The following is a 13,969-nucleotide window of genomic DNA, read 5'->3' as shown; positions in this document are numbered from 1 at the left end:
AAATGCTGCCTATGAACCGCTTTTTTAGCCGAATGATTTTATATCTATCGCTTGTAATCATCTGTATCGTTATGGTGTTTCCATTTCTATGGATGTTCAGCAGCTCACTTAAAACAAATGACGAGATTTGGTCTATTCCACCGATTTTGTGGCCGGCTGAGCCGCTTTGGAGCAACTTTATCGATGCTTGGCATTCGGCCCCCTTTAGTCTCTATTTGTTTAATAGCGTATTCGTAGCTACCGCAGTGGTCATCATTCAATTAATAAATTCTTCGATGATGGCGTATGCCCTCTCCCATATGAAGTTTGCGCTTGCTCGGCCGCTGATGGGGCTTATCATTGTCAGTTACATGCTGCCCGTATCGGCTACTTATTTGACGGGATACGTCATTCTTGCGAAGCTTGGACTGCTCGATAGCTATTCCGGACTGATCCTGTCCAATACCATAACGATATTTGGAATTTTCCTGCTTCGGCAAGCGTTTCTTCAAATACCGAAGGAGGTGGCAGAGGCTGCAAAGATTGATGGAGCCGGACATTGGAAAATTCTTTGGAAAATAATGATGCCGCTTTCCAGTTCCACGTTGATCGTGATGTCGCTGCTTTCCTTCATTGGACAGTACAACAATTATTTGTGGCCCATGCTCATTACAAAAAATCCCAACCTTTACCTGGTCTCTGCCGGTCTTCGAAGCTTCTTTGTGGAAGGCGGAGCATATGGAATGAAATGGCCGCTCATCATGGCAGCAAGTACATTTACGATTGTTCCATTGCTTGTTCTCTTCGTTGTCGCCCAAAAATGGATTATTAAGGGGGTGAACAATGCGCAATCGGTGAACAAATGATCGTAACTGCAGGGGCGAATGTCATGAACAAACAAATGAAATGGGAGGTTAAGACAAACATGAAGAATACAAAAAAATGGAACAACACGATAGTCGTACTTATTCTGACGGCACTGCTAGCGGCATGCGGCAGCAATTCCGGAAAAGAAACGAATTCAGCAGGAGGCACGAATGCCCCGGCAGCCAAAGCAGTGGAAATTGAGTTCTGGCACGGCTTGGGAGGTAAGCTGGGCGAAACGATGCAATCCATCATGGACGACTTTAACCAATCACAGAGCGAGGTAGTCGTAAAGGCTGTTATCCAAGGGAATTATGATGAAACGAAACAGAAGCTGCAAGCGGCCATCGCTGCGGGAGACCCGCCTGCCGCCGCACTCGTGGAGGACAGGGATTGGGCGAGAAAAGGCTATTTTGCAGATTTGGACGGGTTAATCGCAGGGCAAGCCGATTTTGATCCGAGTGACTTCGTATCTTCCTTTTATGAGCCAGGCAAAGTTGACGGCAAGCAATATTTCCTTCCTTTATACGGTAGAACTCAGCTGCTTTATTACCGTAAAGACATGCTGGAGAAAGCAGGCATTAGCCCGGACAAGCTTGCAACGTGGGAGGGGCTGGCTGAAGTTGCCAAGCAGATGACGGTGAAAGAAAATGGTGAAACCAAAGTTTATGGTTGGGAGCCGATGTGGAACCACTCGAATCTCATCGATGCCACCCTCAGCCGAGGCGGCAAAATTTTGAGCGATGACGGCACGAAGGTGCTGATTGATAGCCAGGAGTGGATGGATACCTGGGATGCATTCCGCAAATGGATTCATGAAGACAAGATTATGCGCATCCATTTTGGCGGGCAAGGCTGGGAATATTGGTACAAAACCATCGATGACGTCATGCAAGGTCGGGCATTAGGCTATACGGGCTCAACCGGTGACATTGGGGATTTGGATTTCTCCATTATCGGCGCTGCGCCTCAACCAGGCTGGGAAGGGCATGAAGCGAAGCCGGAAGCCGCAGGAGTCTATGCTGCAATTCTGGCAAATGCTTCACCTGAGAAGCAAGCCGCTGCTTTTAAATGGCTATCCTTTTTTACGAATACGAAAAATACAGCAAAATGGTCGATTGAAACAGGTTATATCGCAGTCCGTAATTCGGCTGCAGAAGACGCTGCTTTTGTTGCCTATACGAAAGAAAATCCTCATTTTGCGGCACCGCTTAAGCAAGCTAAAACCGCCAGTCCGTACTTTGCGGATCCGACAAACGGGAAAATCAACGATGCGCTGAAGCTTGCGGCTGACCGCGTGGAGATCGAGAACAGGCCCGCAGCAGAAGCGTTGAAGGAAGCGCAGCAGACCGCGCAGAAGGAGCTAGACAAATATTTGAGCAAAAAATGAGGAGATGAAGCGTGATGGCGGGCATAGACGAGTTATATGCGGATATCACTAGGACTGCAATCGAAGTTCTGTCAAATAACCAGAACGAACGCACATTAAACTTTGTGTTTATAACGGATCTGCATCATGGGTTTGGCGGCAATCAGCTCAGCTCTGCTCGGATAATTGGGGAAATCGCAAAGGATTTGCCGCTGGACTTTATTTTGTGCGGTGGGGATATCAGCATCAATGGCCCGAAGACCGAGGTGGTCGCAGCCCAAAGGGAAATGACTGCTGAGCTTGCTGCTGCGGGTGTTCCTCTCTTGATGGTAAAAGGGAATCATGATGATAATTCCATATATGATTACGAGCTTCAGAGTGGAGGTGCCGAGCATGTCGTTTATCCGGATGAAACTCGCGAAATTACGCTAGGCCCCGTTAAGGAGCTGGCATGCTTCAATACCGAACACCCAATGAGCTTATATTATTACGTCGATATTCCGCATAAGAAAACAAGGGTTATCGTATTGGATTGTACGGATTTTCCTTATACTCACAAGGAAAATGGGGAATTGGCTCTCTTAGGGCAATGGCATTATATTTTTTCTGCCAAGCAGTTAAGCTGGCTGGCAGACGAAGCGCTTGCCTTTCCTAATAAAGCGGATTGGCGTGTGCTGATTGCCTCGCATGTTCCGATTTTACAGGAAGATATCGTAGGGACCGATCATGCGGTGCGCAACGATGAAGCATTATGGGGAATCCTAAAGGCTTTCCGAGAGGGAGGAACTTACGTGCCGGGTGCTCTTCAAGGAGCTCCTGAGGAAAGGGTAGAAGCTGACTTCTCAAAACAAGGACCAGGTACGGTAATAGGATGCCTGTTCGGACATGTGCACTATGACCAAGTCGTCTATAAAGATGGGATACCAATGGTTTCTACCTTAAACGCTTGCACTCACCAAGAGTTTGCAGATTCGCCAGAACGGGTAGGGGGAACGGATTCTGAGTTTGCTTTCGACATCATGACCGCCGATTTTGAGCATTCAAGAATATCGGCTTACCGCATGGGTGCAGGCATGCACCGTAATTTTACTTATTAATAGATTGAAGAACCTTCAATGCCATTTATTTTGTGGCGCTGAAGGTTTTTTTTGATGATGAAGCATAAAATTGTCGCAGCACATGAGAAAGGGGAAATATTAATGTGAAGTAGTCAGATAAAACTAGCTTGATAAAAGATGTGTTTTCATTTATAGTAGATATTAAGGATACCAATTATCTCTTATTATTTTTTTGTTTTATTTGAAGATATTAAAGATATGGGAAGGTGTTAATTGTGGAAAAACTAATTGATGTAGGGATTATCGGCGGGGGACCAGCCGGGTTGAGTGCTGCACTAGTGCTGGGCAGAGCAAGAAAAAGTGTGGTCGTTATCGACGAAGGGCAACCGCGTAACCGCGTTACGCGGGAGACTCATGGTTTTTTAACGAGAGATGGAGTTACGCCTAGCGAATTTCGGCGTATCGCTAAGGAACAGATTAATTCATATCCTTCGGTTCAATTCGTTGAAGAAGCAGCCGTTTCGGTTTCTGGTACCGATGGCGATTTTCAAATTACGACTTCACAAGCGAAAGGCTACCGGTTCAAAAAGCTGCTGTTTGCAGTAGGAATGAAGGATCTTCCTTTAGATATCAATGGCTTGACTGAAGTGTATGGCAAAAGCGCGTTTGTTTGTCCGTATTGCGACGGCTGGGAATTAAGGGATCAGCCGCTCGTGTTAATTGTCAAAGGTGCCCGGGCGATGCACTTAGCTAAAATGATATCTGGATGGACAAGCCAGTATTCGATTTGCACGGATGGTCCTGACGATTTAACGGATGAACAGCGTGATGAGCTGAAGCAGCATCAAGTTCCGGTATTTGATTCACCGATTGCACGAATTGAATCCACAAATGGTCAGGTTCAGCACATTGCATTGCAGGATGGGACAATCGTTCCGTGCAACGGTATTTTCTTCGCGCCAAAGCTAGCTGCCGGATCAAACCTGCCACAAGCCATTGGCTGCGAGGTCACGGAATCAGGGACGGTTACCGTTGATCATTTTGGGAAAACGAACGTGGCTGGCATTTATAGCGCCGGGGATGCCGCAGCGGAGATGTACCAGGCGATCGCCGCTGCATCAATGGGTTCGATTGCTGCCGCTGGTCTCAATTTCGAGCTGCTTTCAGAAGCATGGAGCAGCCATTCATAGGTGCAGTCGCCATATTAATCAACAACAAGGCTGCTGACAACACTTTTTCTCGAGTGTTGCAGCGCCTTTTTTTTGCTGCGAACACATGAGCCTTCGAATAAGGAATGAAATCCATCCATATCTGTTATACTTGAGAAATAGCGGCTAATGATTGATAAGGAGGAAAAATTGAGCTACATGATAATCAAGGAAAGTCCGCAAACCATTCCAGAAAACCACTAGAGGTGTCCAAACGTTTATGAATGCTTTAAGACTGCTCCGAGGCTTCAACTTTATGTATTTTGCTTTGCTTTCCATGTTCATTACTTTTCTTCCGGTCTACCTAGATGATCAAGGCTTACAGCCTGCACAAATCGGATTCATTATTGGAACCGGAGGATTCGTGACCATCATCACCCAGCCCTTGTGGGGAATGATTAGCGATAAGAAGAAGACAATCCGCAAAATCCTTCTTCTGCTTGTTCTTATTTCAAGCGTTGTTGGTTATTTTCTCTACAGCTCCAGCAGCTTCTTTTTGCTGATTCTGTTTGCGATGCTGTTATACTTTTTTCTTATGCCCATTGATCCGTTGACCGAAAGCTTGAATTTCTCAGTATCCGAAGCGGCCGGCGTCAGTTACGGTTCCATCCGCACTTACGGAGCTTTGGGTTATGCGGTAACTTCCTTGCTCACGGGTTATGTTATGTCTTACTTCGGAGCGCATAGCTTGGCTTTGCTCTTTGTTTGCATTGGACTGATCAGCTTTCTCATATGCTGGAAGATGACCGATGTTCCGGTAACGGGCAAACCAGTTACTTTAAACAGCCTTAAGCTGTTTATGAGCAACAAAGAAACGCTGCTGTTTTTGCTGCTCGTATTTGTATGCTCGGTTCCTGCCCGCATGAACGATACTTACCTTGGCATTTATATCCGTGAGCTGGGCGGTAGTCCAGAGCTCGTTGGCCAGGCTTTCTTTTTAGCGGCAGGCAGTGAGATTCTGGTATTCGCTTTAAGCTTCTGGTGGATGCGCAAGGGCAAGGAGCTCATGCTGATTTCGATTGCTTCCGTATTTTTTTTCTTGCGTTTTTTTCTGTCCGCATGGATTACCGATCCGCATATGCTGGCTTATTTGCAAATCATGCAATTGCTCACATTTCCTATATTTTATTCAGCAGCCATTCAATATTTATATCGCATCGTTCCCGTTGAATGGAGGGCTACGGGCCAAACCGTATTGGCACTGCTGTTTTTTGGCGTATCGGGCATCATTGCTTCTTATGCAGGCGGGTTTATTTATGAGTCTTATGGGGCACAAACCCTTTATCTATCGATTTCGGCATTGTCATTTCTAGGCATGCTGTTCGGATTCATTCTGTATTGGCGCTATGGCAGACAGAAGTAATGCTTTTCGGTATGACTAGCAAGCCAGATGGGCATGACTGTAGCTGAATAAATCCATTCGCTAGCCTGTAGTGAGGGCATGAGAAAGAGGAGAAGTTAGGTGGACGATACGGCTGCAGCACACATAACGAAATCAAACACCAGAAAAATGTTATATCATTTTACAAGAGCTAGCAACTTGCCGGCAATGGCTTACTTTGATTCGTTATTCTCAAGCCAGCATTTGCAGGGACAGCCTACGGCGGAACGTCGGCAAAAGGTCATGAAGGTGAATTATGCTGATTACGGCGTAATCCTTAACGCCCATTTAAAAATCCCCGACGAGATGATAGATGAGTCGACCACGCAACAAGCGTTTCGTGCTTGCCTGGACCGGCATGTCTTTCTCTGGCCTACCCTGAAGGATTGCCGAAAAATGCTGGATACCTATAGGCGCAGGGAGCCGAATGAATCTTTTGCCGTTCTGGCATTCGATGCTTATTCGCTTATGGCGGCATGCCAAGCATCGGTCAAATTGTCCAAGTATGATTCGGGTAGTTCGCCGCGATTTCCGCATCTTTGCAGCTATAAGAAAAGTCCAGCGATGTTTTTGCCCTTGGTCCAGTTCAAGAAAGTGTCGAACAGTCTTGTTCCGGAGCGAGTATCCGACATTCGCGAAGTGTTGATTGAAGACAGGGTAAGCTTTATCACTCGTTATTTAAGGGCCATCTACATTGCCGATGAGCAAGAAGTTCCGCTAAGATGGAGGGACTATGCAGCTTCTCTGGATCATTTGAAGGAAATGAACCGTCCAACAAAACCATAAAGCCCTGTGCCGTTTGGCATAGGGCTTTTTAGACATTTTGTTTGTCTATAGAAGCAGTGACAGGATGATCATCTGCTTTCTTCTTCTGGAGAAGGAGCACGACAAGAAGCAGCATGGGCAAGAACAGTGTGAAAATTGAAGCGAACGGCGCCCAGTTCTTGGACAGGAAATCTTGGATGAATATTGTATTTGGGTAACAAAGCAATGCAAGAACCACTATGCCAAAACCTAGTGGAATAATAAATGGTTTTGTGTCCTTTAATTTCAACAGCTGGCCCAATCCGATAACGGATGCATCCAGTGTTATGACAATTTTCATGACAATGGACATAATCCATATGAAAATCATTAAGCCTTCAATTCGCTCAAGAAAATGACCAATACTAATATTTTTGGCTAATACGTAGGCGGGAAACAATTGATTGGATGTGACGCTGGCCCCCATGACGCCAATGCATCCCATTGAAGTAACGATTAAGACAATTCCACCAACCAGCATGCCTCCCATAAAACCTCCGTTACTCGAGGCTGGTTTCTTAACGTAAGGATACAGCATCAGCAGAACGATCATTTCTTGCAAACCGGAAAAGGAGAAACCGGCCTTGACGACGGGCATAAAGCCATATTCCAGCATCGGCTCAAAATTATTGATGCTTATTTTCGGTAAAATGGGGAGGATGAGCAAGCAAAAAAAGCAAATTAAAATCGGAAAGAAAACTTGTGCGGCTCTAGAATAAACGACAAGCCCTGCCCGAACGGCAAAAACAATAATGACAACAAACATGATTTGCAGCACTTCAATGGGCGTTTCGGGTAAATTTTGCGTCGTCAAAAAATAACCGAGATCTCCGACCATAAGCGCAGCGAGCAAGTAGAAGAACAAGACAAAACAAATCCCTAGGACATTTCCTGCCCATTTGCCGAAAGCGGCATGACACATTTCAATAAGCGTTTTATCATTATGCCGCTTGCCAAGCTGGATGCAAATGAGGACCGTTAGACCATTTAACCCCACGCCTAATATGGCGGCCAGCCAGCCGTCTTGTTTAGCTTCTAGAGCAAGTCCGGCCGGTGTAATGAGGATAGACGTTCCAATCGTGAAAAAAATAACTAAAATAGAAAATGTACGAACGGTAAGCGTGTCTTTATTTACCATAGCATTATTCCTTTCAGGACATGAGCGAATAGAGTGCCCGTGCATAGGGTGAAATCCATATTCCAAGCCACACCAATGGGTTAGGCGGCCTGCTCATATAAATGTAAGTCATGCTTCCAGCGGTCATTACAATCATGATGACTGAAATCAGCATAAGCTCCTTTACCTTGCGTTGACGAACCAGAGGAGGCACATCAACTGTACATACCCAGCCCCAAGCCCCAATGATTCCCACCCACAGCCACATGGCAGCATCCTCCTACTTTTTAGTTTCGGTGCTTATGGATTGAACCGTTGTGCCGATTCTTTTGATCGTACAGATAGAGTGTACGTTAATTTTCACCTTTTCGAATGTCTGATCCCAATCCTTAATGCTATGCCACTTTTTGGGGTCGGAACGGTGAAGCTCGTCGCCAAATCCAAAAATATCGGTTTTCACCTGGGTTTGAAATTTATGCAGTGTATTCTCTAGCATGCTCTCCAATTTCTTGTTTGCCAGGTGGTTTAGCAAAACAAGGGTTTCAGGTTTGCTGATGTCTAATTCACAGCTGATGTCCGTAACGTCCTGCTCTGTTTTCAAAGTGAGCTCAAATTCCGGCTGTTCTCCTTTTGTGTTGACGTGAATCTTTGCATGGGAATGAACGACCTGAAGGCTCACAGTTCCCTCGCTGTTGGGACACGAGAGGGTTCCGGTTGATTGTACAATGCTATTTTGAATGTAATTGAGTACTTTGGTATCATTCTCATTTAACCAGCCAGCCATTTTGTCATACTTAAAGGCGACCATGCCCGCATACTTTAGGATGACAACCGGGTCAATAATATGAGCGCTTGAGATACTGTCGCCTTTTGTAGGATTTCCCACAATTTCCAGAGCAGTTAGGGCAGGGCCTTTTCCTTGACGGGATAAATCCTGAATTAATTTGTCTAGTGTAATTTTTCCCGTTGCCGCCCATAGTTTATCTGAGGTTTCGAGCTTGGTGAACAAGTTGTTAGCTGGAATAGGGTCCATCGGGCTGTACATGTTTAATATTTTTCCTGCCGACGTTCCTTTGGCGACAACCAGATAGAAGTCCGTACGCATTTGGCGGTTTCTAGCAATAAAATCTAAGGGCTTGCTGATTCCGCTGCGTGCAACCTCCTCTCCAACAATTAAGATGCGCAAATGGGAGAAATACAGCTGCCTAGCCACCTTCGCGGTCATTCTGCTCAACGCTTCGGGAATCGTGATCCCGGAGGCTTCATAGGAGATGACGGGGCTGAAGTTGCTGCTGGTTCCCTGTTTGCTGCTAACCTGACTTGGATTGACGATTTGTGCGGTTACATTGTATCGGTCGCCTTTCTTGTCAATGCCCAAGCCTACGACGATGCTCAGCTCGTTCAGCTCATGCCTGCTCCAGCAAGCGGATAGGTATAATGCTGCGAACAGCAGGACAAGAGCGACTAACGTTGGCCTGATGATGGCTATGATTCGCATCATGGTTTTTTTTGCCTCACTAACCGTTTGGGATTAAGGCTTTTTGGACGTGTTATCATCGAGGGGAAGGGAACGCGAAATAGCGTATCCTTCTGATCGGTAAGATTGAATGGCGCAAGCGGAGCCATATAAGATACGCCAAACGACGTAAGGCTGCACAGATGGAATATAATCGCAATGACGCCGATAAACACACCATATAAGCCGAAGGATGCTGCCAGTATCATTAATAGGAAACGGATGATTCGAGCCGCGATGCCTAAATTGAATGCAGGCAGAACAAAATTGGAAATGGCCGTAATCGAAACAACTATGACCATGGCGGCACTTACGAGACCAGCTTCCACCGCCGCCTGTCCGACAACGAGTGTTCCGACGATAGATATGGATTGTCCTATCGTTTTAGGCATGCGTACGCTCGCTTCACGCAAAATTTCGAAGGTTATCTCCATGATTAACGCTTCTACAAAGGCAGGGAAGGGGACCCCTTCCCGTTGGGCTGCCAAATTGTAAAGCAAGGTCGTCGGCAGCATTTCTTGATGGAATGTCGTAATCGCTATATAAAAAGAAGGGGTAATCGTCGCCAAAATAAACGAAAAGAAACGAAGCAAGCGGATTAGCGTACTAAAATCCGCCCTTTCGTAATAATCTTCGCTGGATTGGAAAAACTGCGTAAACAATGCCGGAACCAATAAAGCAAAAGGCGTCCCGTCGACCATAATGGCCACTCTTCCTTCTAATAAACCAGCTGCGACAACATCCGGCCTCTCTGAGTTGAAGATCGTTGGGAAGGGCGTGTAGATTTTGTCCTGAATTTGCTCTTCTATATAATTGCTCTCCAGTATTCCATCGATATTGATTTTCCGCAGCCTTTCCCTGACCAGCTCGAGAACACTTTCCGAGACAAGATTATCAATATAAATAATCGCAACCTTGGTTTGGGTAACGCTCCCTAATTTAAGTGTCTCGAACCAGAGATGACGACTGTTGATTTTTCTGCGAATCATAGCCGTGTTCCAGCCTAATACTTCCGTAAACCCTTCACGCGGTCCTCGTACTACCGATTGAACATTCGGCTCTTCTACCGATCGTGCTTTCAATTCCTTCGTTCCTACTGCAAGTGCGTAGTTGCAGCCATCCAGCAGCAGGATGCTATTGCCTGTAAGCAGCATATCGTACAGTTCGTCAAACGAGGCAAGCTTATGTACGGAGCCTTCGGGTATGACGCGTTCCTGATAATAGTCCAGCAGCTCCGCGGATGTGGTTGAAGGATCGTTCTCATGATTTCCGGCAAATAAAAATTGGAGCATCATGCTTGAGCTTGATAAGCCGTCCATATAGACGGTTGCTCCTTGCACAATGCGCCCATTGGCTAAAGCAGCTTGAAAGTGACGCGAGATCAAGTCAGGGCTGTAGCCGAGTTCCTCATGCAGCTGTTTTAGATTTAATTCCAAATTTTCGTGCAACAGATGATCATGATTTGTAGGTGTGGGTATGTACATTGCTGCACCTCGGATCTCATTGGTTGTAGGGTAAGGATAAGATAGGGTTCCCCCTTGATCCAAATAAATACATTTGAGGAAGAGGAGATAATATTCTTCTTAGCATGTGCAATCGCGTTGGATAAAAAAAGGCAGCCCGCATCTGCTGCGGACTGCCATTATCACTTTGAGGTGTTCATTATTCCTTGCTGTTATCCACGTCTTGCGATAAATTGCTTATTTCCAGCTTGTACAGCTCTAGCTGCTTGGAAAGCGCTTCTCTAATGGCAGTTTCATCTTTGGATTCGACTGCTTTCTCGAGCGCCATCATACCTTCAAAGAAGGGCGAGGCCTTAAGTTCAATAGCGGAATCAGTCGCTGCAATGCTAGCAACGGCAAAGGTTCCGTTCTCTTGCAAAGGTACGCTTGTTAATGTGGCAGAGACACCAGCTACGGACAATTCCTTAATGGATGCAAGCTCCTTTTCCGATATAGGTACCGCTTGAAGCGTAATTTGGGCTTTGCCAGGCAAGCTTTGTTTTTCCAAAGACAGGCTAGGTACTGCCACAGTTGCTTCAGTAACTTCACCGATGCTAAACGATTCAAAGCGCTTTGCAATTAGGTTGTCGTACTCAGCAATCGTAGCCTGCCATTCCTTCAACGTATCTTTCGCATAGGTTTCTGCCAGCTTGACCGGATCAAGCATTTGAAAAGCGGCGGTTGAGGTAACCGCTTCTAGCTTAATTGGATCGCTCAATTGAGTGGAAGAGAGAGCAGCGACACGCTCCAGCTTAGCATGGGACTGGGACGAGTCTGCAAAAACAGTAGGGCCGGCAACGGCTGACAGCAGCAAAGTGGACAATGCGACATTTTTGAAAATCATTTTGTAATTCATGGTTAACACTCCTTCAAGGTTTGGGTTTGTCTTACAGGACCTAGTGTACCGTTCAAATATGGCAGTCCATGTGAAGAATTGTGGAAAAACAATGGCACAGCCCCTATCGGCCCTCTAGCTTGCTATAATAATAGAGATTCAGAATAGGAGGATGTGCCATGAACCATTATTTGATCGCTATCATCGATGATGATCAACATATACGAGAGCTTGTTGAGGCTTATTTGAAGAAAGAGCAATTCCGTACGGTAGCGCTGGCAAGTGCAGAGGAGGGGTTGGAGCAGCTCGGTACAGAACCGCCTGATCTGTGGATTCTGGATATCATGCTTCCCGGGATGGACGGTTATGAGTTTTGCAGGCGGATTCGCCGCGACGGGGATGTCCCGATTATGATGATCTCGGCGCGGGATAATGAGGTGGACAAAATATTAGGGCTGGAGTTAGGCAGCGATGATTATATGGTTAAGCCCTTCAGCCCAAGAGAATTGGTAGCCCGGGTCAAACGGCAGCTTCAACGGTGGTATAAGCTAAGGACGATAGAGGAAGGGAAGCAAGCTTCCGCGGTTCTCCAGCTTGAAGCAGGCCAACTGCAGCTTGCAATAGATGAAAGGCGGGTTTTCTGGTCTGGGCAAGAAGTGGATGTGACATCCAAGGAATTCGCACTGCTCCTGACGCTTGCTGAGCGGCCTAATCGCGCTTTTGCCCGGGATGAGCTGCTGACCATCATCTGGGGGGACGATTATTTTGGAAGCGACCGGGCAGTGGATCATTTAGTGAAGCGGCTGCGCAAGAAAATCGAGGAGCTTCCCGTGGAAGCAGTATGGGGACATGGTTACCGGCTTCGGATGAACGGGGGGGAGATGCGAAATGAAGCTTCTTTATCAAATTAATTTGGCGTTTGCGTTTCTGCTTATTCTGGTGCTGACGCTCACGGCCGTTATTTTTCATTATGTGCTGCTCGATCATTTTATAGAGGTTCAGAAAAATGACATGATTCAGCTCAGTGAGTCCATTTCAGTTAATTTGCAGGAGGTGGGCGAATTCAAAGCCGTGCCGTCCAGCAGCGTGATTGGGGTTGCGATGGCGACTGTGGCGAAGCAGTCGCTTGTCGGTGTCGATGCCATTTTAACTGATGCCAGCCAGAACGTTTTGTATAGTACGCTTGAGCCTGTGCAGATCGATATGCAAACTAGACCCATTACGCAGCCTGGCCTACAAGCCACTGCAATAAATACGACGGGATCACAGTTTATTACAGCAGCAAGCGCGATTCCGCAAGGCGGAACATTGACGCTCCTAACCCCGATTAGCAAAATAAAGCTGATCGAGCAGTCGCTGCTCGTAAGGCTACTGATCGTTTTATGCGGTGGCGGTGTACTTGCCTTTCTGCTTAGCCTCATCATTACGAGAAAACTTATTAAGCCTTTGATGAAGCTCCAAATCGAGCTAAAAAAGGTCAAGGGTCGACGCTTCTCGGAGGTGAAGCTCATTAAAGCCGATGGAGAGATCGGTGATGTTGCGAAGTCCGTTTATGAGCTTGCAGGTGAGCTGAATAGATTCAATTTGATACAAAGGCAATTTATCCAAAATGCTTCGCATGAATTGAAAACGCCATTGATGTCGATATCGGGTTACGCAGAAGGAATCCGCGATGGTATTTTTGAAGGAGAGCAAGTGGGTAAAGGACTGGATATCATTATGAGCGAGAGCAGCCGATTGAAAAATATTGTGACGGAGATGACTCTGCTTGCCAAGCTGGATGGAGAAGAGGAGCATTTCACACCGGCCCAGATTAACCTGCCTGAATTGATAGCTGAGACGGTTGAGCGAATCAATCCCGTGTTGGTGAAAAATAAAGTTGAGCTTACCACCGCCATTACGTTGGAAGAAAGAGGAAAGCTAATGATTTACGGCGACCAAGACAAGCTGCTGCAAGCGCTGTTGAATGTAGTGTCGAATGCGGCTAGGCATGCTAGCAGCAACATTTTAATTCAAGCGGGGATGAGCTTGCAGGGCATTGAAATATCGATCAAGGATGATGGGCTTGGCATAGCCGAGGAGCTGCTGCCTCATCTGTTTCACCGATTTGTGAAGGGCAAGGATGGGGAAACGGGTCTTGGGCTTGCCATATCTAGAGCAATTGTAGAGCGCTCTGGAGGAATGATATCAGCCCGAAATTGCCCCGAGGGCGGCGCTGATTTTACACTGCTATTTCCCATGAGCGTTCAGGCAGCTGCCTAGCCTACGCTGGCGGCAGTAGCATTCCTAAGGGAATGATGTGCGATATTACTATAAATGGAAATTGATATTGAATG

The 13,969-nt window shown here is 46.5% G+C and carries 13 protein-coding genes; 8 read left to right on the top strand and 5 right to left on the bottom strand.

The annotated features are described in order from the left end of the window. Window positions 1-2: 2 nt before the first annotated feature. The 6 genes from FJQ58_RS31090 to FJQ58_RS31065 all read left to right on the top strand — a co-directional run bounded on the left by FJQ58_RS31090 (window position 3) and on the right by FJQ58_RS31065 (window position 6,645). Entirely contained in the window at window positions 3-845 is an 843-nt protein-coding gene (locus FJQ58_RS31090; RefSeq protein ID WP_238404405.1) for a carbohydrate ABC transporter permease, read from the top strand. A 59-nt stretch (window positions 846-904) separates the two neighbouring features. After that, window positions 905-2,233, top strand: a complete 1,329-nt coding sequence (locus FJQ58_RS31085) for an ABC transporter substrate-binding protein (protein ID WP_139999597.1) — start codon at window positions 905-907, stop codon at window positions 2,231-2,233. Window positions 2,234-2,247: 14 nt separating this feature from the next. Next, complete coding sequence (locus FJQ58_RS31080; protein ID WP_139999595.1) at window positions 2,248-3,309, top strand: metallophosphoesterase family protein; 1,062 nt, start codon at window positions 2,248-2,250, stop codon at window positions 3,307-3,309. A gap of 233 nt (window positions 3,310-3,542) precedes the next feature. Next, a complete protein-coding gene (locus FJQ58_RS31075) occupies window positions 3,543-4,460 on the top strand; it encodes an NAD(P)/FAD-dependent oxidoreductase (protein WP_140000252.1) in 918 nt (305 codons plus the stop codon). Between the two features lie 238 nt (window positions 4,461-4,698). Beyond that, complete coding sequence (locus FJQ58_RS31070; protein WP_139999593.1) at window positions 4,699-5,841, top strand: MFS transporter; 1,143 nt, start codon at window positions 4,699-4,701, stop codon at window positions 5,839-5,841. A 99-nt stretch (window positions 5,842-5,940) separates the two neighbouring features. Then, window positions 5,941-6,645, top strand: coding sequence for a DUF7002 family protein (locus tag FJQ58_RS31065; RefSeq protein ID WP_139999591.1), 705 nt, complete (start codon window positions 5,941-5,943; stop codon window positions 6,643-6,645). 28 nt (window positions 6,646-6,673) lie between these two features. Here the strand turns inward: FJQ58_RS31065 and FJQ58_RS31060 are convergent, their stop codons facing one another. The 5 genes from FJQ58_RS31060 to FJQ58_RS31040 all read right to left on the bottom strand — a co-directional run bounded on the left by FJQ58_RS31060 (window position 6,674) and on the right by FJQ58_RS31040 (window position 11,654). Then, the gene (locus FJQ58_RS31060) at window positions 6,674-7,801 is read right to left on the bottom strand and encodes a GerAB/ArcD/ProY family transporter (protein ID WP_162341885.1); all 1,128 of its coding nucleotides are present in this window, start codon (window positions 7,799-7,801) and stop codon (window positions 6,674-6,676) included. A gap of 13 nt (window positions 7,802-7,814) precedes the next feature. Further along, on the bottom strand, window positions 7,815-8,048 hold the full coding sequence (locus tag FJQ58_RS31055) for a hypothetical protein (protein WP_139999586.1): 234 nt from the start codon (window positions 8,046-8,048) through the stop codon (window positions 7,815-7,817). A 12-nt stretch (window positions 8,049-8,060) separates the two neighbouring features. Continuing rightward, the gene (locus tag FJQ58_RS31050; RefSeq protein ID WP_139999584.1) at window positions 8,061-9,281 is read right to left on the bottom strand and encodes a Ger(x)C family spore germination protein; all 1,221 of its coding nucleotides are present in this window, start codon (window positions 9,279-9,281) and stop codon (window positions 8,061-8,063) included. Further along, the gene (locus tag FJQ58_RS31045; RefSeq protein ID WP_139999582.1) at window positions 9,278-10,780 is read right to left on the bottom strand and encodes a spore germination protein; all 1,503 of its coding nucleotides are present in this window, start codon (window positions 10,778-10,780) and stop codon (window positions 9,278-9,280) included. The genes FJQ58_RS31050 and FJQ58_RS31045 overlap by 4 nt, the downstream gene beginning before the upstream one ends. 178 nt (window positions 10,781-10,958) lie before the next feature. Next, on the bottom strand, window positions 10,959-11,654 hold the full coding sequence (locus FJQ58_RS31040) for a hypothetical protein (protein WP_139999580.1): 696 nt from the start codon (window positions 11,652-11,654) through the stop codon (window positions 10,959-10,961). A 158-nt stretch (window positions 11,655-11,812) separates the two neighbouring features. Between FJQ58_RS31040 and FJQ58_RS31035 the strand changes: the two genes are divergently transcribed. After that, a complete protein-coding gene (locus FJQ58_RS31035) occupies window positions 11,813-12,544 on the top strand; it encodes a response regulator transcription factor (RefSeq protein WP_139999578.1) in 732 nt (243 codons plus the stop codon). Next, complete coding sequence (locus FJQ58_RS31030) at window positions 12,522-13,895, top strand: sensor histidine kinase (RefSeq protein WP_139999576.1); 1,374 nt, start codon at window positions 12,522-12,524, stop codon at window positions 13,893-13,895. The genes FJQ58_RS31035 and FJQ58_RS31030 overlap by 23 nt, the downstream gene beginning before the upstream one ends. Window positions 13,896-13,969: the final 74 nt, after the last annotated feature.

This window comes from Paenibacillus paridis, from assembly GCF_006345825.1.
GTDB lineage: Bacteria > Bacillota > Bacilli > Paenibacillales > Paenibacillaceae > Pristimantibacillus > Pristimantibacillus paridis.
This window is presented reverse-complemented; position numbering and strand designations above follow the sequence as displayed.

Coding starts and splice junctions, on each gene's coding strand:
- FJQ58_RS31040 (WP_139999580.1), bottom strand. CDS start 11,654: ATGAATTACAAAATGATTTTCAAAAATGTCGCATTGTCCACTTTGCTG.
- FJQ58_RS31055 (WP_139999586.1), bottom strand. CDS start 8,048: ATGTGGCTGTGGGTGGGAATCATTGGGGCTTGGGGCTGGGTATGTACA.
- FJQ58_RS31085 (WP_139999597.1), top strand. CDS start 905: ATGAAGAATACAAAAAAATGGAACAACACGATAGTCGTACTTATTCTG.
- FJQ58_RS31070 (WP_139999593.1), top strand. CDS start 4,699: ATGAATGCTTTAAGACTGCTCCGAGGCTTCAACTTTATGTATTTTGCT.
- FJQ58_RS31050 (WP_139999584.1), bottom strand. CDS start 9,281: ATGATGCGAATCATAGCCATCATCAGGCCAACGTTAGTCGCTCTTGTC.
- FJQ58_RS31060 (WP_162341885.1), bottom strand. CDS start 7,801: ATGGTAAATAAAGACACGCTTACCGTTCGTACATTTTCTATTTTAGTT.
- FJQ58_RS31030 (WP_139999576.1), top strand. CDS start 12,522: ATGAAGCTTCTTTATCAAATTAATTTGGCGTTTGCGTTTCTGCTTATT.
- FJQ58_RS31035 (WP_139999578.1), top strand. CDS start 11,813: ATGAACCATTATTTGATCGCTATCATCGATGATGATCAACATATACGA.
- FJQ58_RS31080 (WP_139999595.1), top strand. CDS start 2,248: ATGGCGGGCATAGACGAGTTATATGCGGATATCACTAGGACTGCAATC.
- FJQ58_RS31045 (WP_139999582.1), bottom strand. CDS start 10,780: ATGTACATACCCACACCTACAAATCATGATCATCTGTTGCACGAAAAT.
- FJQ58_RS31090 (WP_238404405.1), top strand. CDS start 3: ATGCTGCCTATGAACCGCTTTTTTAGCCGAATGATTTTATATCTATCG.